We start from the raw sequence: 22,050 nt of genomic DNA on the forward strand, positions 1-22,050 counted from the left end.
TTTATCATTCCTTAAAAAATGCTTGTTTATAATGATGAGTATGTTTTTTTGTTTTTTTATGTGTTATATGTTCAATTTCTTTTTGTATTTTATTTTTACCTTTTTTTATTTTTTTCTTACTTTTTGTTACAACTTGACTATATGCAAACTTTTCTAAATGATGTAATAATCCAGTACCAAATAAAGTATTAACACTAAATTTTAAACCAACATTTTTAAATGATTTGTTAATATTTTCAATAGGATTATTAATAACATTTACTACTTTATGATAAGTTCTAATAGTTCTAAATATTTCTCTATATACTTTAAAACTATCTCTAATTACTTGTTGCACCACTGGTGGAGCAAATGCTATTGCTTTTAATCATTTATTTTGATTAACTCCATAACCAATGTATCAACCACTATATCAACGATATCAATGGAATGGATGTATTTGAGTAACAAAAGTTTTTGCTTTAAGAATACTATCAACAACTGTAATTGGTTTATATTTAGGATTGCGATGATAAATAGTAATTGCACATTTATCTAATGACAAAGGTTGAATTTTACAACCCATAAATACTGGTGAATTTAATGGAATTAATTGTGCGTGTTTAATTGCTCTTTTTTCTGCACTAGTAAATAAATCAGTTGCTTTTTCTTTTAATTTCTGAATTTTTTCAAATACTTGTTTTTCTAACTTTTCAAATTTTTCTTGTAATTTATATATACTTTCTCGTATTTTTTCAAAATATGGTGTATCTTTTCAAAATTTATTTAAACCTTTTTTTAAATAAAATCTAATATCAAAATATTTAAAAGTTTGATTTGCTTTTAAAACAAGTTGATGAATAACATTATTTTTAAAATTAAATTTAATAGCATTAGCACGAATTTTTTGTAAATCTAAAATTAAAGTTTTTCCATATCTATTTTCTGTATGTATTGTATGAACTAAATTTAATCAATCATGTTGATTCATTTTTAATACTTCTTTTAAATCAGTATTAAATTTTTTTAAAAAGTTATTTGCTTTTTCAATATCTTTAATTTTAAATTTAGGAGTTAATTGTGGACTTAATTTTATTAATGTATTTTGTAATAATAAGTGTTCCATTAATTTTTCTGTTTCTAGTTTTTGAAAATTATTCTTATATTGTCTTTCAGCAACATATCCTAAATCTCGTAATACTGTTTCACGATTAGGAGTAAAACTATACTTCATTAAATAACGTTTATTACCAATAATTTTATCTGTTAAAATTTCTTTTCCACTTACTTGACTAATAATTTCTTGTAAGTTTTTTGCTTCTTTAATACCAACTTGTTCTAATGTTTTAGTTTTTTGTGCTAACTTAATAAATTTAGTTGTACGATAACCACGACTAATTTTATTAAGTCCAGCAAATGCTGGTAATATATTAAAAAAAGTATTTAATGGTGTTACATTTCCTTTTAAATAATCATAAACTTGATTAATAGTAAAATCAGTTAAAAATTCTACACCAACAGCACTAATACTAGCAATTAAATCACTTGCACCTAATCCAAGTGCAAAACTTTCACTTAAACCACCAGTAAAAGGAGCAAGTGCTACTGCTATAACTTGTACACCAATCATTTCTAAAATTTCTCATCATAAACTTTTATGTTCTTGTTGTTGACTAATTCTAGTATGTTTGGGTTTATTTATTTTTAAGAGTGTGGCTGTATTTGCTGTACCAATAGGCATAATTAATGTCCTTATTGGAATGGCAACCCTTTTTAGGACTATTTTTTGGTAGACATTTATTTTTGATAATTAACTGGAGTTAAGTAGTTTAAAGTGCTGTGAATTCTTATGTTGTTATATCAGTTGATGTAATCAAATAATTCTAATTTTAATTGGATTAATGATGTAAAATTTTTATCATTAATAAATTCAATTTTGAAAGTTTTAAAAGTTGCTTCAGCAACAGCGTTATCATAAGGACAACCTTTTTTGCTTAAAGAGCGATTAATATTGAATGCTAGTAAAAGTTTATCAATAATTTTATTATTAAATTCATTACCGCGATCACTATGAAATATTTGAATATCTTTTAAACAACGATTTGAGTGCATAAATGCTTGATGTACTAATGATGCATCTTTTTTAGTACCTACACTATGTCCAATAATTTCGCGGTTAAATAGGTCAATTAATAGGCAAATATAGTTTCATTTACCATTAACTTGAACATAAGTTAAATCACTAACAATAACTTCATTTTTAAGCCTATTATTAAAGTTTCTATTAACGATATTGGTTATTTGACTATCGTTGACTTTATTATGATGATTTTTGAATGATAATTTAGTGTATTTTGATATTAAATTATGTTTATTCATAATTTCTTTAATTTTTCTGCGTGACAAATAAATATTCTTTTCTTTTAGAACAACTTTTAATCTTCTTGTTCCATAAACTTCTTTATTTTCTTTAAAAGCACTAATAACAGCTTCATCATAAATATTATTTTGTTTTTTTTTCTTTTTCCTTTAAATTAAAATAATATGTTGATTTAGAAAGTTTTAAAAAACGACACATTGTGCGAATTTTATATTTAACTTTATTTTTAGCAATAATTTCTATTTTCTGCCTATTATTAGTGCTGCTTGCTTTAAAATATCATTTTCCATTCGTAACTGTTTTAATTCTTTTCTTAATTTAATTAATTCATTTTCTTCAATAGAACGATTATCTTTAGTTTTAAAACTGCCTGAATTAGTAAATTGCTTAATTCAATTATAAGTAGCTGCTCTTGTAACATTGTACTCTTTAGCAAGACAAGACACTGACTTACCGCTTTGATATAAAGCTACTATTTGTTTTTTAAATTCATCGGTATATGAGTTAATATTGGCCATAATTATAGTTCCTTTCTTTTAACTAATTTGTTCACTTGTCTACGTAATTAGTGTCCAATAAAGTGTAACCTATCCAACTTCACTTTCAACTGCAACTAATGAACAAATCAAAAAATTATTAAACTACACAGATCAGTATAAAATACATAAAAAAGAAACATTATAAAAATAATTTTTTTAAAAAAATTCTTATATTATGTTGCTTTTTAATAGATTTTTTAAATTATATATGTATATAATTAAAATGGAAAATTATTATTAATATCATAATAATTTTCAATAAATATTAATAAGAAACTAAAATAAAATTAATAACTAACACAAAACAAGTAACTATTTAATTAAAAAATTATAATACTAAATTTTTTTATTTTTTTTAAACTAATACCCTAAATTATAAATATAAAAGTTATATATTTTTTTGTCGTATTATGTTTAACATTTTATGGATAAAACTAAGGAAAAGCAGATTGACTACAACTAAAATATTTAATTGAATAGCTTATATTTCAAGTATTGCTTTACTTATTTTTTTCATATTACTTTTAATGTTTTTACTAATAAAATTTTTATTAAATTATAAACAAAAAAACAAAGTTAAAAGGATACTTTCTTCAAATGATTTTAATCAAATCATAGGAACGAAAAAAGAATTAAAAATAAAATTAAGAAAATATTTTAAAGAAATATTTATTAGAGATGTTGATATAAATTTATTTAAAAAATTCCTAAAATCAGAAAGTGGAGTTAATAAAAAACCAACAAAAATTGCCTGAAATTTTTTTATAATTTTGACAAGTTCAATATTAGTAAATAAATCCGAAGGAAGAGTTTCTGAAGCAATCAAAAGTATTAAAAATACTTTTGATGAAAGTAAACAAATATTATTAACTTCCGATAACAATAACTTAGTAACAGATGTAATTTTAAAAATTATGAATTTAAAAATCAGACCAATCTTAATTGCTAGTAGATCACTAACAAAAATAGATACTAATGGTAATTTCATCATTAATGATAAAAATTTAAGCAAATAAGAAATCGAAGATTTTTGAAAACAAATTGATAAAGTTAGAAAAGATTTAATAGAAAACAAATACTTATATTTTATTTCAATACTTTCACTTTCAACTGCAATTAATGAACAAATCAAAAAATTATTAAACTACACAGATTAAAATATTAAATGTTTAAATAAAATATAAGTAAAAAACAAATTTAAATTTTTAAAACAATATCTTTAAAATTACCTATTAAGACTTATGTTTTATAATCAAAAAAATTATAAAACATAATTTTTAATAATATTAAAAAAGGAGTTAAACAGTGAGAAAAATTTTTATTTCATATCATCATCTAAGAGAACAAGAAGAAAAAGACCAATTAGCAGAGTTAATTAAAAAGTATGCTAATTATTTAAATATAAAAGACATGTCTGTAGAAATAGGGGATATTGATACCACATGATCAAATAATGAAATCGCTAAAACTATTAGACAAAATCATTTAAAAGATACAACTATTACTATTCTTATTCTAGGAATACATACAAAATGTAGACAACATATTGACTGAGAAATTGAAGCTTCATTAAATAAATATGGAAGTTTAAATAGAAGAAAGAAGATAAATAGTTTTATAATACTTTTAACTGCTGATTTTATTAAAAAAGCAAAAATAAATTGTAATTTTAATAACACTTGTGATTATTCTTCTTTAATCACCCAAGAAAATGCTGGTCAAAGAATATATGAAACCGTAATAAATAAACATGCAATTATTGCTACTTATGATGAAATCTTTTCAGATATAATAATTCTTAAAAATTTACTTGATAAAGTTCAATCTAATCATAAAAAAGAAGAAATGTTTTATCAAAATGTTATCAGCCCTAGTTTTTTAAAACCAACTGTTTTAAAAGATAATACTAAAGATACTGTTTTTAATGAAAAAAAAGAAATAGATAATGCAATATTATCTTCAAATAAAGATAATGGTGTTAACAAAGAAAATGATGATAATGATAGTGTAGTACCTTCTAAATCAGAGGAAAAAATAAATGATGCAATATTAACTTTGAGTAAAGATAATGATTTTAACAAAGATGATGATAGTAATATTGTAGTACCTTTTAAATTAGAGGAAAAAATAGATAATGTAATATTAACTTCAATTCAAGATAGTGAAATTAATAATCAATTACTACAAGAAACTACAACCAACTTTACTAAAGATGATAATAAAAGTAATCTTTTAAGAAAATTATCTTTAAAACATAATAGTAAAGATAGTGGAATTGGTAGTGAACTACAAAAAATAAGTATAATGAAAGATGAAAATTTTAAAAGAATACATCTCCATAAAAAAGGTAATTCAGAAGAATGTGAAGCAAAAGAAAAAGAAGAAAAAACAATGCAAGAGTTTACTAAAAAAACAAAAAAATTTATAAATTCTGGTAAAACTAATTATACACAAGAATGTCCAGAAATATATTTATCCTATCTTTAAAACATACAACTTGGAATGGCAACCCTTTTTAGGACTATTTTTTGGTAGACATTTATTTTTGATAATTAACTGGAGTTAAGTAGTTTAAAGTGCTGTGAATTCTTATGTTGTTATATCAGTTGATGTAATCAAATATGGATAGGTTACACTTTATTGGACACTAATTACGTAGACAAGTGAACAAATTAGTTAAAAGAAAGGAACTATAATTATGGCCAATATTAACTCATATACCGATGAATTTAAAAAACAAATAGTAGCTTTATATCAAAGCGGTAAGTCAGTGTCTTGTCTTGCTAAAGAGTACAATGTTACAAGAGCAGCTACTTACAATTGAATTAAGCAATTTACTAATTCAGGCAGTTTTAAAACTAAAGATAATCGTTCTATTGAAGAAAATGAATTAATTAAATTAAGAAAAGAATTAAAACAGTTACGAATGGAAAATGATATTTTAAAGCAAGCAGCACTAATAATAGGCAGAAAATAGAAATTATTGCTAAAAATAAAGTTAAATATAAAATTCGCACAATGTGTCGTTTTTTAAAACTTTCTAAATCAACATATTATTTTAATTTAAAGGAAAAAGAAAAAAAACAAAATAATATTTATGATGAAGCTGTTATTAGTGCTTTTAAAGAAAATAAAGAAGTTTATGGAACAAGAAGATTAAAAGTTGTTCTAAAAGAAAAGAATATTTATTTGTCACGCAGAAAAATTAAAGAAATTATGAATAAACATAATTTAATATCAAAATACACTAAATTATCATTCAAAAATCATCATAATAAAGTCAACGATAGTCAAATAACCAATATCGTTAATAGAAACTTTAATAATAGGCTTAAAAATGAAGTTATTGTTAGTGATTTAACTTATGTTCAAGTTAATGGTAAATGAAACTATATTTGCCTATTAATTGACCTATTTAACCGCGAAATTATTGGACATAGTGTAGGTACTAAAAAAGATGCATCATTAGTACATCAAGCATTTATGCACTCAAATCGTTGTTTAAAAGATATTCAAATATTTCATAGTGATCGCGGTAATGAATTTAATAATAAAATTATTGATAAACTTTTACTAGCATTCAATATTAATCGCTCTTTAAGCAAAAAAGGTTGTCCTTATGATAACGCTGTTGCTGAAGCAACTTTTAAAACTTTCAAAATTGAATTTATTAATGATAAAAATTTTACATCATTAATCCAATTAAAATTAGAATTATTTGATTACATCAACTGATATAACAACATAAGAATTCACAGCACTTTAAACTACTTAACTCCAGTTAATTATCAAAAATAAATGTCTACCAAAAAATAGTCCTAAAAAGGGTTGCCATTCCATCCAATAAAATTAATAAACTGAAAACAGTATACTAATAGTTGAGAACAATTTAAATCAGTATATTCTAAATTATCATTTGATTCAAATTCTTATTTAAAAGCTAAAAATGGTATCACAGGCAACTGAGATACAAATAATAATTTAAATGCTAATATAAGTGATATTAAAGATAAAGTTGTTTCATTAAATAGTATTGATGATGTAGTAAATTCATTTAATTCTTCTGATTATTATAAAATTTATGCACAAGCAGGTGCTTTTTCTGATGACGGTTGAACAAACACAGCATTATATTTATGACATGATGATAATTATATTTATTGTAGACTTGATTGTATAGCGGCTATTTGTATTCACTATAGTGTTGGCCCTGGTTATGATATTTCTTTAAATAATGTAACACTGACTAATACAATGAGTTAATAATTAAAATTTGTTATGAATATAAATTTTAATTGATAAATATGTGAAATTATGTTTCTTTTATAAAGAATATTAACATTAAATATTTTTTTGAATTTGTTACTTTTTTAAAAGTAAAGTTTCAATAAAAATAAGTAAAAAAGAATAATATTTTTTCTTATTTTAGTATATAATTAATTCGAAAACTGAATATAAGTTTTTAACTTATCTATTTTATTTAAAAGTAGATAAGTTATTTTTTTAAAAGGAAGTATTAATAATGAAAACTTATTATGAAATATTAGAAATAGCAGTAAATGCCACACACAATGATATTCGTAATGCTTATAAGAAAAAATCAAGAGAATGTCACCCAGATAAACATTCTCCTGATGAAGTAAAATTGTGAACTGAAAGATTTAAAGAAGTTGATTCTGCATATAAGACACTTATAGATGAAGAATTAAGAAAAAAAATGATCAACAAATTTATAAAAATTTTTATAATACCAGTCAAACCACAACAAATAGAAAATCTGATGTTAAAAATTTTACTAATCAAACTACTAATAAACTTAATAATTTAATTTCTGAAATTTTTAATCTTTTAAATAGTATTAAAAATTTTGAAATTAAAGAAAATAATTTAGAATATTTAAAACAATTAAAAAAAGATATTGATCAAAAGATGGAAAGTTTTAATTCTTTATTTAAAAGATTAGATTGAGTTGTTGTTAATTGTTCATCAAAATGTCAAGAAGAAGTATATTTTTTAAAAAAAATAGTATCTGAAGTCAAATTAAGAGATAAAATAGAAGATGCTTATTTATTTTTATTTTTTCAAGAGCTAAAATTTAATTTAGTTCAAGATAATGAACTTTTAGAAATGATAAATAATAATCATGATTTACTTGCAACAAAAAAATGAAAATTTAATGATATTTCTTTCGACTTTTTAAAAAGTATGAGTAAATATAATGCTGCAAAGAAAGATTGGAATGGCAACCCTTTTTAGGACTATTTTTTGGTAGACATTTATTTTTGATAATTAACTGGAGTTAAGTAGTTTAAAGTGCTGTGAATTCTTATGTTGTTATATCAGTTGATGTAATCAAATAATTCTAATTTTAATTGGATTAATGATGTAAAATTTTTATCATTAATAAATTCAATTTTGAAAGTTTTAAAAGTTGCTTCAGCAACAGCGTTATCATAAGGACAACCTTTTTTTGCTTAAAGAGCGATTAATATTGAATGCTAGTAAAAGTTTATCAATAATTTTATTATTAAATTCATTACCGCGATCACTATGAAATATTTGAATATCTTTTAAACAACGATTTGAGTGCATAAATGCTTGATGTACTAATGATGCATCTTTTTTAGTACCTACACTATGTCCAATAATTTCGCGGTTAAATAGGTCAATTAATAGGCAAATATAGTTTCATTTACCATTAACTTGAACATAAGTTAAATCACTAACAATAACTTCATTTTTAAGCCTATTATTAAAGTTTCTATTAACGATATTGGTTATTTGACTATCGTTGACTTTATTATGATGATTTTTGAATGATAATTTAGTGTATTTTGATATTAAATTATGTTTATTCATAATTTCTTTAATTTTTCTGCGTGACAAATAAATATTCTTTTCTTTTAGAACAACTTTTAATCTTCTTGTTCCATAAACTTCTTTATTTTCTTTAAAAGCACTAATAACAGCTTCATCATAAATATTATTTTGTTTTTTTCTTTTTCCTTTAAATTAAAATAATATGTTGATTTAGAAAGTTTTAAAAAACGACACATTGTGCGAATTTTATATTTAACTTTATTTTTAGCAATAATTTCTATTTTCTGCCTATTATTAGTGCTGCTTGCTTTAAAATATCATTTTCCATTCGTAACTGTTTTAATTCTTTTCTTAATTTAATTAATTCATTTTCTTCAATAGAACGATTATCTTTAGTTTTAAAACTGCCTGAATTAGTAAATTGCTTAATTCAATTATAAGTAGCTGCTCTTGTAACATTGTACTCTTTAGCAAGACAAGACACTGACTTACCGCTTTGATATAAAGCTACTATTTGTTTTTTAAATTCATCGGTATATGAGTTAATATTGGCCATAATTATAGTTCCTTTCTTTTAACTAATTTGTTCACTTGTCTACGTAATTAGTGTCCAATAAAGTGTAACCTATCCAATTTTAATAAAACACAAATTTAGAGTAGAAATTAAATTATTTTTTTGTTTTTTGAAATAATAAATAAATTCAGTTGTTTAAAATTTCATTTTAAAAAAATGAATAGTAATTTAATAGTTATTGTTCTTACAAGGATTAATTTTAATAAATTAATAAAATTTTTAATGCTAGATTTGATTGTAAAACTTCAATTAATTATCATTTTTATTTTTTATATTTAAGATTTAATTAAAATATTTTTTTATTTAAAATTATAGATTTAAAAATATAAAAAATGCATTAATATATTAAATTAGTTACTATATTAAATAGTAAGTAATATTGAATTAAATGAATTAATTTTATATAATTTAATGATAAATTTTTATTTTTTAAAAGTTATTCTAAGCAAATCTTAACTAAAGTTTATATCTGAAAAAATGAATATACAATAAAAAAAATACCAGTTAAATTATATTTTTAATTAAATAGAAAAAATCTTTCTTGTAATTTTTATTATATAAAGTTAATAATTAATATTTTTTTCTTTTTAATTTATAAAAATATTTCATAATTTTATCTTTTTGCTTGTAATAACTAATATTTATGGTTAATATTAAAATTGAAATTAATATTTATATTAATCTAAATTAGATAAGTATAATTAATAATAATTAGTTTTCAGCGAGAGTGAATAGTGTAAGCACTTAACCATTATTAATTAGAAGCTCCTAATTTAACAATTTTAATCATTAATTAAGCGCATTTACTTTGTAAGTGAATTAGGATGGTACAGCGTTAAAAAACGTTCCTATTTTGATAGGAATTTTTATTATTTTGAGGAGAAATTATTATGTCAATAAAATGAACAACAGATAAAGTTAGAACAACTTGATTAAATTTTTTTAAAAGTTATGATCATCACATTTTAGAAAGTGCATCACTTGTTCCAAATGATGATCCTTCATTATTGTGGATTAATTCTGGAGTTGCTACATTAAAACCATATTTTGATGGACGACAAACCCCAATTGCTAAAAGATTAGCAAATTCACAAAAAGCAATTAGAACTAATGATATTGAAAATATTGGTATTACAGCAAGACATCAAACTTTTTTTGAAATGTTAGGTAATTTTTCAATTGGTGATTATTTTAAAAAAGAAGCTATTATTTGAGGATGAGAATTTTTAACTAGTAAAAAATGATTAAATTTAGATGCTAATTTATTATATGTAACAGTTTTTAATGAAGATGAAGAAACATATAATTTATGATTAAATATTATTAAATTACCAAAAGAACGTATTATTAAAGGTACAAGATCTACTAACTTTTGAGATATGGGTCAAGGTCCTTGTGGTCCTAATACTGAAATTTATTATGATCGTGGTATTAAATATGATCCTAAAAATATTGGTATTAAATTATTAAAAGATGATATTGAAAATGATCGTTATATTGAAATTTGAAATATTGTTTTTTCACAATTTAATAATGATGGCAAAAATAATTATACTGATTTACCAAGAAAAAATATTGATACTGGTGCAGGATTAGAAAGACTAGTAGCAATTTTACAAGATGTGCCAACTAACTTTGATACTGATTTATTTCAAAATATTATTCATGAATGTGAAAAATTGACAAATTTTCGTTATGATATTAATAATTATTTTACACAAGAGATTAAGCAAAAAACTATTAATACTGCATTTAAAATTATTGCTGATCATATTCGTTGCTTAGTTTTTGCAATTAGTGATGGTGTTTTTCCTAGTAATAAAGATCGTGGTTATGTATTACGAAGATTGATTAGAAGAGCTGTTGTATATGGACAAAAACTTAATATTAATGAACCATTTTTGTTTAAGTTAGTTTCAATTATTATAAAAGTTATGGGTCAACATTATCAAGAATTACATGAAAAAGTCGATTTAGTAACTAATATTATTAAAAGCGAAGAATTAAAATTTTGAACAACATTAATAACAGGAAAACAATTATTATTACAAGTTATTAGTGATAATAAAAAAGTAGATGCAACTGCGGCTTTTAAATTATTTGATACCTATGGTTATCCTATTGAATTAACATTAGAGATTGCAAATGAAGAAAATGCTACTGTTGATTTAAAAGGTTTTCAAAAGTTATTGGATAACAGTAAAGATAATACAAGAAAAGTAAGAATTAATCATCAAGCATTAACAATTCAATCTTCATTACTAACTAATTTAAAAGTTCCTTCAACCTTTGTTGGTTATGATAAAGAACAAATAAATACAAATATTGTTTTTATGTTTAAATCAGAGCATGAGGTAAAATTTTTAAAAAATGAAAAAGGTTATTTAATTTTAAATGAAACACCTTTTTATGCAGAAAAGGGGGGACAAGCATCTGATGATGGCATTATCACAGGAGAAAATGGAACGGCCTCTGTTATTGATGTACAACAAGGACCACAAAAACAGCATATTCATCAAGTGGAAGTAAAAGGTGAATTAACACAAACAGAAATTGTTGAAGCACAAATTAATAGTTCACATCGTTTTTATACAAGAAAAAATCATTCAGGAACTCATTTATTACATGCTGCTTTAAGAAAATTATTAGGTTTACATGTTATACAATCTGGAAGTTTTAATAATTATCAATATTTACGATTAGATTTTAGTCATTATCAAATGTTAACTTTAGAACAAATTATAAGTATAGAACAACAAGTAAGTAAATGAATTAAAGGTAAATATCCTTGTGAAATTATTTATTGTACATATGAAGAAGCAATCAAAATTGGAGCTTTAGCTTTTTTTGGTGAAAAATATGAAGAAAAAGTTCGAGTAATTAAGTTTGGTAATTTTTCAATTGAACTTTGTGGGGGTACTCATTGTTATAATTCACAAGAAGTAGAACAATTATTAATAACTAATGTTGAGTCAAAAGGATCTGGTTCTTATCGAATTCATGCTTTAACATCATTAAAAACTATTAATGAATACTTAACACAACAAATAATGATGATTAAAGAACAAAGCAATAGTTTATTTATTCAATATCAAAAAAATAAAGATAATTGTATGCAAGAAGAAGAAATTGAAAAAATATATGATACTATTAATAATTTAAAAGTGGTAGCTGCTGATTGAAGAAAAGGAAAAATGTTATTACTAGAATTACATGGTTTATTTAAAAAATGACAAATTAATTTTGAAGAATTAAATCGTCAGAAGATAGTGAAAAAATATTTAACTTTAGTTCCAAAAAATGAAAATAATTATAAATTATTAATTGCAAATTTTGAAAATTTAGATATTAAAACATTAAGAGAAATAATTGAACATTATCGTAATCAATATCAAAATATTATTATTATTTTTATTAATAAAATTAATAATCAAGAATATTTAGTATTAGTTGCTTCAAGTAAAGAATTGCATAATAATAAACAGTATCAAAGTAATAATATTTTACAAAAAATATTAAAAACATATAATGGTAAGGGTGGTGGTAGCCCAATCTTAGCGCAAGGGAAGATTGATAAGTTTATTACAGAAAAAGAAATTAATAAAATTATATATTAAACTTAATACTTATATGTATTAATTTATATAAATATTATGATATACAATAATATATGTTCAACGTCAATAATTTTTTACAATCATATATAACATTATTATAGTAATTGCAGAATCTTTTATAATTTCTTATTGATGAAATATAGGAAAATAGTAGTGATAATAATTTTGAAAAAAATATATTTTTTTAATTAATAACTTGTATTTTTTCTAAAATTTAATAAAATGATTAAGTGTAAACTAAATATTGGTTTTTTAACTCATTATTTTAATTTAAAAAATAAATGAGTTTTTATTATATTTAATAAATAAAAAACATAAAAAATACAATAGGTGTATTGGAAATACTCTATTGTTTAGACCAATAAAATAGATTTCAAATGTCCATCTTAAGTATAGAGGAGATAAATATTATGGCATATAACAAACAATCTGATTTATCACATATTAATGGTGGTTTGCCTTCAACTTCATCAAATAATTCAAAAGATGAAGAAAGATTAAAAAAAGAGATTTATGGTCAATTGTTTAGAAGTGAAATTTTACATCAAATTTATGAACTATGCGAATCCTCTCAACAAGAAGATTATGAATCTGCTTTAAAAATATTATCTAAAAAATGCAAGATGAGTCAAGAAAATGCAAAAGATTTATTAGAAAAGATTACTAAAATATTACAATCATCAAGGTTAACAATTAATTTTGATTTTTCAAAAATATACGATATTAATAATAAATGACCAGAGGTTTTAAATTGTTTTGCTTATAAGGAAAAACCAAATGAAATTTCTAACTATAATGTAGGTCGAGCAAGTGTAGAGGAAGTTGCATTTTATCTAAATCAATTATTTGATAATAGTAAATATGAAAAATTTGGACGTTTTTCAACCCCTACTGGTGATCAAACAAAAAGAAGTGCTAATTTTCAGTGAACAAGTAGACCTTGCTATGCGGCATTAGATTTTTTGGAAAATCCTATGGGTGGAGCTCCTATGTATGGAAAATCTTTTATTATACTAAAAGATTATATAAAACATAATTGTACATATAGTCCTTATGATACGTATTCACCACCTACGTTCACTCGTGGGAAATTAAAAGATAAAATATCTACTTTTTTACACTTCCCAAGATTGATAAGATATTGTCAAAATGATTTATTTGGATATAATTGTTTAGAAAGTTTAATTAATAAAGCTAATGGAAAAAATTTTGTTCCTCATAGTAATTATGGTAAAAGTGAAGGAAATTATATAGAGGCTCATGTTTATTCTAGAATCTTATTTGCACGTGATATAAAACAAATTTGTTTATCAAAATTGGAATTTGATAGTCATCCACCTAATAAACAAAAACAAATATTAGAAAAAATAAATGAAATAAATTCACGTCTAGGAACTTCATTTATTATATTCATAACTGAAGAAGAATATAAAATAAAACAAGAAGAAAGACATTTAGAAGATAAATTATCATTAAAACAAGAAAAAATAACAAAATTAAAAAGTGATATTGTCAAGCTAGAGAAAAAAAAGATAAATCCAATTTTAAATTTTATTATTAAAATTTTTAGTTTTGGATGTATTAATAAAAATAAAGAAATAAAAGAAATAATAAATGCTAAAAATATTGAAATTAAAAATTTGTTATTAGAGATAAAAAATAATGAAACACCAAATTCACAATTAATTTCAAGGGAAACTATTCCATTATTACAAGATCAAAGAGTAACTGATGAAAAAAAATTTGATAAACAATCAGCAAATGATGAAGAATTAAATAATCCCTTTTTAAACAGTTGTTCAAATTCACAACAAAATCTTCTTTAATAAAATATATATTGAACCATTTTAATAACTATACTGATATTATTATTTTTCTATTTTTTTTAATTAAATATGGTAAAGTTAAATCATAAAAATTATATATCATAGTTAGTATTAGTTACTATTAAAATTTCTAATTTTTATTTACACTCTTTTATTGTAAAACAATAAAAATAATTTAGTAACAATCTAGTTTATTAATTATAATTTTTATTTATAATGGAATGGCAACCCTTTTTAGGACTATTTTTTGGTAGACATTTATTTTTGATAACTAACTGGAGTTAAGTAGTTTAAAATGCTGTGAATTCTTATGTTGTTATATCAGTTGATGTAATCAAATAATTCTAATTTTAATTGGATTAATGATGTAAAATTTTTATCATTAATAAATTCAATTTTGAAAGTTTTAAAAGTTGCTTCAGCAACAGCGTTATCATAAGGACAACCTTTTTTGCTTAAAGAGCGATTAATATTGAATGCTAGTAAAAGTTTATCAATAATTTTATTATTAAATTCATTACCGCGATCACTATGAAATATTTGAATATCTTTTAAACAACGATTTGAGTGCATAAATGCTTGATGTACTAATGATGCATCTTTTTTAGTACCTACACTATGTCCAATAATTTCGCGGTTAAATAGGTCAATTAATAGGCAAATATAGTTTCATTTACCATTAACTTGAACATAAGTTAAATCACTAACAATAACTTCATTTTTAAGCCTATTATTAAAGTTTCTATTAACGATATTGGTTATTTGACTATCGTTGACTTTATTATGATGATTTTTGAATGATAATTTAGTGTATTTTGATATTAAATTATGTTTATTCATAATTTCTTTAATTTTTCTGCGTGACAAATAAATATTCTTTTCTTTTAGAACAACTTTTAATCTTCTTGTTCCATAAACTTCTTTATTTTCTTTAAAAGCACTAATAACAGCTTCATCATAAATATTATTTTGTTTTTTTTCTTTTTCCTTTAAATTAAAATAATATGTTGATTTAGAAAGTTTTAAAAAACGACACATTGTGCGAATTTTATATTTAACTTTATTTTTAGCAATAATTTCTATTTTCTGCCTATTATTAGTGCTGCTTGCTTTAAAATATCATTTTCCATTCGTAACTGTTTTAATTCTTTTCTTAATTTAATTAATTCATTTTCTTCAATAGAACGATTATCTTTAGTTTTAAAACTGCCTGAATTAGTAAATTGCTTAATTCAATTATAAGTAGCTGCTCTTGTAACATTGTACTCTTTAGCAAGACAAGACACTGACTTACCGCTTTGATATAAAGCTACTATTTGTTTTTTAAATTCATCGGTATATGAGTTAATATTGGCCATAATTATAGTTCCTTTCTTTTAACTAATTTGTTCACTTGTCTACGTAATTAGTGTCCAATAAAGTGTAACCTATCCAATTTTCACTTTAAACACCACCACCTAATGTATAAGCATAAGAATAATCCCAATTTAAACTTGCTCTATCCAAATTAATCTCAGACATACTATCATCATTTAAATCAACATCAACCATATCATCATCTATACTTTGATAATCATTAACACTACTATTAATTAATCTTGCTCTTTCATCAGTAAATATTTCTTGTAACTCTGTATTATTATGTGTATTTCCTAATGGCAACAATAAAGTATTTATAATCTCACTTGCTCCGGCAATTATCGTAGGAATAGCAAAATAATTATTAAAATTATTATTAATTCCCATAGCAACACCACTACTAATCAAACAACCACCAGTACCCATATTTGCTATCTTTCTTATATTTTGAAATTTATTAGGTATTAATTCAGTTAATCCACTAATAACATTCGCTATACCAAAACTATTTAAAGATATATAAGTATCTCAATCTACAAAAGGCTTATCAACTACTGGCTTAGGTGTTGGTATTGGAGTAGGAATTGGTGGTTCAGTTGGACAAGGTCGTCAAAAACAAGGTTCATCTCTTAATAAAGAAATTGACTTATCTATATACTGAACAAACTTAGCATAATTTATTAAACCGATTGTTCCTAAACCTAAAAATATCTTTTTATAACTATTAATGACTTTATTTCTAGTAGTAGGTCTTTGATTAATATTCCATATATCAATTCCTAATTTTTTACTAAATAACAAAGAATTAATAGAACCTAATACTGGGTCTTTTAAATATTGACCATAATAAACACTAATTCCTACCATAGCACTTAATGAACTTAATCCAGTTCTTAATATTTTAGTTAAAGTATAATTACTAGTTTGTTCTAACTCATTAGGCATAAATAAAACTCCTTATTTTTTTTATATACTAATAAGGAGCTTGTATATGAATTATAATCTAATCCATTGGGGCTTAATGAAAAATATATAATCCATATATAAGCCCCTTATTTAATTTTTACTTTTTTCTTTTATTCTCTTTTCTTATTCGTTCCATTTCATTAGCAACTCTGTAACACATTTCACAACCATATACTCTTTCATAAGTCCAATCGCTACATTTATGTCTCATAATTTAACTTACTTTCTTGCTGTTTCATTGCCTTATTTAAAGCAATATCTAATATACAATTTGGACAATAATATTTTTTATTATATAAGTTTTGTAAAACTCTTTTAGGACAAATAACTTGGTCACAAAGTTTACACATATAAATTGCTAAATGAAATGCTTGTTCACATGAACAATTATCATTTTTAGCCATAACTTAAACTTAACTCCTAACATATTAATAATTATTTAAAATTACCCTTTTAATAAATAACTATTTTCAATTTTGAAAGTTTTTTAATATTACCGCTTAAATCAAGTTCAAGTGAATAAAAATTACCAACTTTTAAATCAACAGTAGATAAACAATTATTAAAATCACTAGCAAATTCTGGATTATATCATTTATCACGTGTTTGGCCAGTTGGCACGCTTGTTTGCTTATTTATTTCTACAAACTTCAAAACATCAAACTTTAATCTTTGACCTTTATTATTTTTATCGGGAATAATACGCCCTTTTTCAATATTAACTAACTGTACTTTAAACATAAAAAAAACTTAACCTTCGCAATTCATTAAAATTTAATTTAATAAGTTAAGCATAGTAGGGTAATCTACGCTTAATAATAATATATCATAAAAAAATAAAAATACAATAAAAATAAAAACTTTGTATCATTATTTAGTGATAATGGTACTTTAATATTAATTTCTAAATTTTTGGTAATTTTAATTCATTAATATATGCATTTGTTGATGATTGATTTAACAAGTCAATATAATCTATATCATTACTTTGTAAATTTTTATTTATGTTAATAATTTCTTTTTTTCAATGAATGGAATGGCAACCCTTTTTAGGACTATTTTTTGGTAGACATTTATTTTTGATAATTAACTGGAGTTAAGTAGTTTAAAGTGCTGTGAATTCTTATGTTGTTATATCAGTTGATGTAATCAAATAATTCTAATTTTAATTGGATTAATGATGTAAAATTTTTATCATTAATAAATTCAATTTTGAAAGTTTTAAAAGTTGCTTCAGCAACAGCGTTATCATAAGGACAACCTTTTTTGCTTAAAGAGCGATTAATATTGAATGCTAGTAAAAGTTTATCAATAATTTTATTATTAAATTCATTACCGCGATCACTATGAAATATTTGAATATCTTTTAAACAACGATTTGAGTGCATAAATGCTTGATGTACTAATGATGCATCTTTTTTAGTACCTACACTATGTCCAATAATTTCGCGGTTAAATAGGTCAATTAATAGGGAAATATAGTTTCATTTACCATTAACTTGAACATAAGTTAAATCACTAACAATAACTTCATTTTTAAGCCTATTATTAAAGTTTCTATTAACGATATTGGTTATTTGACTATCGTTGACTTTATTATGATGATTTTTGAATGATAATTTAGTGTATTTTGATATTAAATTATGTTTATTCATAATTTCTTTAATTTTTCTGCGTGACAAATAAATATTCTTTTCTTTTAGAACAACTTTTAATCTTCTTGTTCCATAAACTTCTTTATTTTCTTTAAAAGCACTAATAACAGCTTCATCATAAATATTATTTTGTTTTTTTCTTTTTCCTTTAAATTAAAATAATATGTTGATTTAGAAAGTTTTAAAAAACGACACATTGTGCGAATTTTATATTTAACTTTATTTTTAGCAATAATTTCTATTTTCTGCCTATTATTAGTGATGCTTGCTTTAAAATATCATTTTCCATTCGTAACTGTTTTAATTCTTTTCTTAATTTAATTAATTCATTTTCTTCAATAGAACGATTATCTTTAGTTTTAAAACTGCCTGAATTAGTAAATTGCTTAATTCAATTATAAGTAGCTGCTCTTGTAACATTGTACTCTTTAGCAAGACAAGACACTGACTTACCGCTTTGATATAAAGCTACTATTTGTTTTTTAAATTCATCGGTATATGAGTTAATATTGGCCATAATTATAGTTCCTTTCTTTTAACTAATTTGTTCACTTGTCTACGTAATTAGTGTCCAATAAAGTGTAACCTATCCAGAATTTCTTTTCATTTTTCAATTTTTATTTTTTTCTGTTGACATGCAATATCTGCTAATAGTTCTAAATTTTCTAAATTTTCTTGTTTATTTAATCATTTTTTTACTTTTTCAAAAGAATTTAATTTTGCTTGTTCTTTTTCAATAGAATCAATTAATTTATTAAATTTTTTATTAATAATTCTTTTTCAAATTATATTTTTCTTTTTATCTTTCATACAAACTATCCTTTCAAAATAAAAACCCATTTACTTTTAAAATAAAGTAATGGGTTAAAAACTATAATAAAAATGAACATTAATAAGAATTGCGATAATTACTAATGTTCATTAACCATTATATATATATATATATATATATACAAGTAAAATTATAGAAAAAATGGATAGGTTACACTTTATTGGACACTAATTACGTAGACAAGTGAACAAATTAGTTAAAAGAAAGGAACTATAATTATGGCCAATATTAACTCATATACCGATGAATTTAAAAAACAAATAGTAGCTTTATATCAAAGCGGTAAGTCAGTGTCTTGTCTTGCTAAAGAGTACAATGTTACAAGAGCAGCTACTTATAATTGAATTAAGCAATTTACTAATTCAGGCAGTTTTAAAACTAAAGATAATCGTTCTATTGAAGAAAATGAATTAATTAAATTAAGAAAAGAATTAAAACAGTTACGAATGGAAAATGATATTTTAAAGCAAGCATCACTAATAATAGGCAGAAAATAGAAATTATTGCTAAAAATAAAGTTAAATATAAAATTCGCACAATGTGTCGTTTTTTAAAACTTTCTAAATCAACATATTATTTTAATTTAAAGGAAAAAGAAAAAAAACAAAATAATATTTATGATGAAGCTGTTATTAGTGCTTTTAAAGAAAATAAAGAAGTTTATGGAACAAGAAGATTAAAAGTTGTTCTAAAAGAAAAGAATATTTATTTGTCACGCAGAAAAATTAAAGAAATTATGAATAAACATAATTTAATATCAAAATACACTAAATTATCATTCAAAAATCATCATAATAAAGTCAACGATAGTCAAATAACCAATATCGTTAATAGAAACTTTAATAATAGGCTTAAAAATGAAGTTATTGTTAGTGATTTAACTTATGTTCAAGTTAATGGTAAATGAAACTATATTTCCCTATTAATTGACCTATTTAACCGCGAAATTATTGGACATAGTGTAGGTACTAAAAAAGATGCATCATTAGTACATCAAGCATTTATGCACTCAAATCGTTGTTTAAAAGATATTCAAATATTTCATAGTGATCGCGGTAATGAATTTAATAATAAAATTATTGATAAACTTTTACTAGCATTCAATATTAATCGCTCTTTAAGCAAAAAAGGTTGTCCTTATGATAACGCTGTTGCTGAAGCAACTTTTAAAACTTTCAAAATTGAATTTATTAATGATAAAAATTTTACATCATTAATCCAATTAAAATTAGAATTATTTGATTACATCAACTGATATAACAACATAAGAATTCACAGCACTTTAAACTACTTAACTCCAGTTAATTATCAAAAATAAATGTCTACCAAAAAATAGTCCTAAAAAGGGTTGCCATTCCAAAATTAAATTTTTCTTCTAATGTAAAACTTTTTTCTTAAAATCTATTTTTTCAACTTTATTACCAAAAATTTTATCTACCCAAGTCAAAACATCTTTATCTCTTTGAATTAAATAACCAATTTCACTAGTCCGTAAATAATGCTTATGCGATAAAGCACTTAAATATACATAGCGTTAATAATCTTCATACTCTTTAAAATAATCATTTACAACAATACTTTCAATAATACCACCAATCATAACAGTATTACCATTACTATCTCTTTGAGTTTTAAAATAAAATAAATTTGTAGCATTAAAACTTGCTTTAATTATATCTCCAATTGTTAATTTCTTAATACCACGAACTACAATAGGATTTTTACAATTACGACTAAAAGCATAAGCCTTTACACCTACATCTGTTTGATTTAAAGACTTAACATCATCTATTGCTTTTGTAACATACTTTCCTAAATATTTAATAACAAATTCATTAGTACCTTTTTTAACTAGTCTTAAATCATTAAAACCATGAATTCATCATTCTGCTAACATACTTTTATGTATCTTTCTATTGAAAATTATATGAAAATGTATAGCACCACGAGACTGATACTCATAAACATAAAAATATTTTAATTCTCCTAAATGCGAAAAACGTTTAGGGTCATTTCATCACTTTTGTAATTTAATAAAAAATAAACCAATATGTTTTTTTGCTTTTTTAACATCTTGCATATTATCTTTATAAGTTAAAGTAACAAAACTTAACATTTTACTATTATAAAAATTATGTAATGCTTTTTGAATTAAATTAGTTTTAGTACGAACAGTACTATTTCTTAATTTTTGCTTATTACCAACATAACATTTACCTTTTTTATTTCCAATATTAGTCAAAAATGAAATAGGTAATACTATATTTTTTACATAACAAGCATAAAAAACTTTTTTAATATAAAAATCCTGTTGAATATCCATATAAAATTTCGCAATTCTAGGTTTTAAAAAACCAATTTTATATATTTTAATAACAAACAAATCTTAACATAAAAAAATATAAAAACAAACAATAAAAGAAAAACGTTACTTAATAATTATTTAATACTAAATTAATTATATATTATGTTGGATTTTAATGTGGTAATAGGATTTTTAAAT

At 22.7% G+C, this 22,050-nt stretch carries 18 protein-coding genes and 3 pseudogenes; 9 read left to right on the forward strand and 12 right to left on the reverse strand.

From position 1 onward, the window contains the following. Position 1: 1 nt before the first annotated feature. The 3 genes and pseudogenes from AACK89_RS05360 to AACK89_RS05370 all read right to left on the reverse strand — a co-directional run bounded on the left by AACK89_RS05360 (position 2) and on the right by AACK89_RS05370 (position 2,877). The gene (locus tag AACK89_RS05360; protein ID WP_338977765.1) at positions 2 to 1,720 is read right to left on the reverse strand and encodes a hypothetical protein; all 1,719 of its coding nucleotides are present in this window, start codon (positions 1,718 to 1,720) and stop codon (positions 2 to 4) included. 56 nt (positions 1,721 to 1,776) lie between these two features. Continuing rightward, a pseudogene (locus tag AACK89_RS05365) lies at positions 1,777 to 2,490 on the reverse strand (IS3 family transposase); the annotation flags it as partial. A gap of 108 nt (positions 2,491 to 2,598) precedes the next feature. Further along, positions 2,599 to 2,877, reverse strand: coding sequence for a transposase (locus AACK89_RS05370; protein WP_338977702.1), 279 nt, complete (start codon positions 2,875 to 2,877; stop codon positions 2,599 to 2,601). A gap of 470 nt (positions 2,878 to 3,347) precedes the next feature. On the opposite strand from AACK89_RS05370, the gene AACK89_RS05375 reads away from it, so the two are divergent. Next, positions 3,348 to 3,914, forward strand: coding sequence for a hypothetical protein (locus AACK89_RS05375; RefSeq protein ID WP_338977766.1), 567 nt, complete (start codon positions 3,348 to 3,350; stop codon positions 3,912 to 3,914). Between the two features lie 289 nt (positions 3,915 to 4,203). Beyond that, complete coding sequence (locus AACK89_RS05380) at positions 4,204 to 5,385, forward strand: TIR domain-containing protein (protein ID WP_338977767.1); 1,182 nt, start codon at positions 4,204 to 4,206, stop codon at positions 5,383 to 5,385. Between the two features lie 52 nt (positions 5,386 to 5,437). On the opposite strand, the gene AACK89_RS07690 is transcribed toward AACK89_RS05380, so the two are convergent. Next, positions 5,438 to 5,539, reverse strand: a complete 102-nt coding sequence (locus AACK89_RS07690; protein ID WP_422397463.1) for an IS3 family transposase — start codon at positions 5,537 to 5,539, stop codon at positions 5,438 to 5,440. A 57-nt stretch (positions 5,540 to 5,596) separates the two neighbouring features. Here AACK89_RS07690 and AACK89_RS05385 point away from each other — a divergent pair. The 4 genes from AACK89_RS05385 to AACK89_RS05400 all read left to right on the forward strand — a co-directional run bounded on the left by AACK89_RS05385 (position 5,597) and on the right by AACK89_RS05400 (position 8,154). Beyond that, positions 5,597 to 6,696, forward strand: a protein-coding gene (locus AACK89_RS05385; protein ID WP_338977768.1) for an IS3 family transposase whose coding sequence is annotated in 2 segments (ribosomal slippage) — positions 5,597 to 5,840 and positions 5,840 to 6,696 — 1,101 coding nt in all. Because the reading frame shifts where the segments join, the coding sequence is not laid out codon by codon here. A gap of 30 nt (positions 6,697 to 6,726) precedes the next feature. Further along, a complete protein-coding gene (locus tag AACK89_RS05390) occupies positions 6,727 to 7,161 on the forward strand; it encodes a hypothetical protein (protein WP_338977771.1) in 435 nt (144 codons plus the stop codon). Positions 7,162 to 7,420: 259 nt separating this feature from the next. Further along, a complete protein-coding gene (locus tag AACK89_RS05395; RefSeq protein ID WP_338977772.1) occupies positions 7,421 to 7,726 on the forward strand; it encodes a J domain-containing protein in 306 nt (101 codons plus the stop codon). A gap of 101 nt (positions 7,727 to 7,827) precedes the next feature. Next, positions 7,828 to 8,154 carry a hypothetical protein gene (locus AACK89_RS05400; protein ID WP_338977773.1) on the forward strand — a complete coding sequence of 109 codons (327 nt, stop codon included), beginning with the start codon at positions 7,828 to 7,830 and terminating at the stop codon, positions 8,152 to 8,154. Between the two features lie 20 nt (positions 8,155 to 8,174). On the opposite strand, the pseudogene AACK89_RS05405 reads toward AACK89_RS05400, so the two are convergent. Then, positions 8,175 to 9,274, reverse strand: a pseudogene (locus AACK89_RS05405) (IS3 family transposase). A 908-nt stretch (positions 9,275 to 10,182) separates the two neighbouring features. Between AACK89_RS05405 and alaS the strand changes: the two are divergent. Both alaS and AACK89_RS05415 read left to right on the forward strand, forming a co-directional pair. Further along, positions 10,183 to 12,909: an alanine--tRNA ligase gene (alaS, locus tag AACK89_RS05410; protein WP_338977775.1), complete on the forward strand. Its 2,727-nt coding sequence runs from the start codon at positions 10,183 to 10,185 to the stop codon at positions 12,907 to 12,909. A gap of 410 nt (positions 12,910 to 13,319) precedes the next feature. Further along, complete coding sequence (locus AACK89_RS05415; protein ID WP_338977777.1) at positions 13,320 to 14,735, forward strand: DUF3626 domain-containing protein; 1,416 nt, start codon at positions 13,320 to 13,322, stop codon at positions 14,733 to 14,735. A gap of 258 nt (positions 14,736 to 14,993) precedes the next feature. On the opposite strand, the gene AACK89_RS05420 is transcribed toward AACK89_RS05415, so the two are convergent. The 6 genes and pseudogenes from AACK89_RS05420 to AACK89_RS05445 form a co-directional block, all read right to left on the reverse strand. Further along, positions 14,994 to 16,093, reverse strand: a protein-coding gene (locus tag AACK89_RS05420; RefSeq protein ID WP_338977780.1) for an IS3 family transposase whose coding sequence is annotated in 2 segments (ribosomal slippage) — positions 14,994 to 15,850 and positions 15,850 to 16,093 — 1,101 coding nt in all. Because the reading frame shifts where the segments join, the coding sequence is not laid out codon by codon here. Between the two features lie 85 nt (positions 16,094 to 16,178). Further along, a complete protein-coding gene (locus AACK89_RS05425) occupies positions 16,179 to 17,039 on the reverse strand; it encodes a hypothetical protein (RefSeq protein ID WP_338977783.1) in 861 nt (286 codons plus the stop codon). A 221-nt stretch (positions 17,040 to 17,260) separates the two neighbouring features. Further along, positions 17,261 to 17,464 (reverse strand): hypothetical protein, encoded by a 204-nt coding sequence (locus tag AACK89_RS05430; RefSeq protein WP_338977785.1) that lies wholly within the window; start codon positions 17,462 to 17,464, stop codon positions 17,261 to 17,263. A 49-nt stretch (positions 17,465 to 17,513) separates the two neighbouring features. Beyond that, positions 17,514 to 17,801: a hypothetical protein gene (locus tag AACK89_RS05435; RefSeq protein ID WP_338977787.1), complete on the reverse strand. Its 288-nt coding sequence runs from the start codon at positions 17,799 to 17,801 to the stop codon at positions 17,514 to 17,516. Positions 17,802 to 18,133: 332 nt separating this feature from the next. Continuing rightward, a pseudogene (locus tag AACK89_RS05440) lies at positions 18,134 to 19,232 on the reverse strand (IS3 family transposase). A 47-nt stretch (positions 19,233 to 19,279) separates the two neighbouring features. After that, positions 19,280 to 19,525, reverse strand: a complete 246-nt coding sequence (locus tag AACK89_RS05445) for a hypothetical protein (RefSeq protein WP_338977788.1) — start codon at positions 19,523 to 19,525, stop codon at positions 19,280 to 19,282. A 240-nt stretch (positions 19,526 to 19,765) separates the two neighbouring features. On the opposite strand from AACK89_RS05445, the gene AACK89_RS05450 reads away from it, so the two are divergent. Continuing rightward, positions 19,766 to 20,865, forward strand: a protein-coding gene (locus AACK89_RS05450; RefSeq protein WP_338977790.1) for an IS3 family transposase whose coding sequence is annotated in 2 segments (ribosomal slippage) — positions 19,766 to 20,009 and positions 20,009 to 20,865 — 1,101 coding nt in all. Because the reading frame shifts where the segments join, the coding sequence is not laid out codon by codon here. A gap of 216 nt (positions 20,866 to 21,081) precedes the next feature. On the opposite strand, the gene AACK89_RS05455 is transcribed toward AACK89_RS05450, so the two are convergent. Continuing rightward, the gene (locus AACK89_RS05455) at positions 21,082 to 21,870 is read right to left on the reverse strand and encodes a rolling circle replication-associated protein (protein WP_338977792.1); all 789 of its coding nucleotides are present in this window, start codon (positions 21,868 to 21,870) and stop codon (positions 21,082 to 21,084) included. Positions 21,871 to 22,050: the final 180 nt, after the last annotated feature.

The sequence above is a fragment of the Spiroplasma endosymbiont of Panzeria rudis genome (assembly GCF_964019705.1).
In the GTDB taxonomy this organism is placed as follows: Bacteria; Bacillota_I; Bacilli_A; order Mycoplasmatales; family VBWQ01; genus Spiroplasma_E; species Spiroplasma_E ixodetis_A.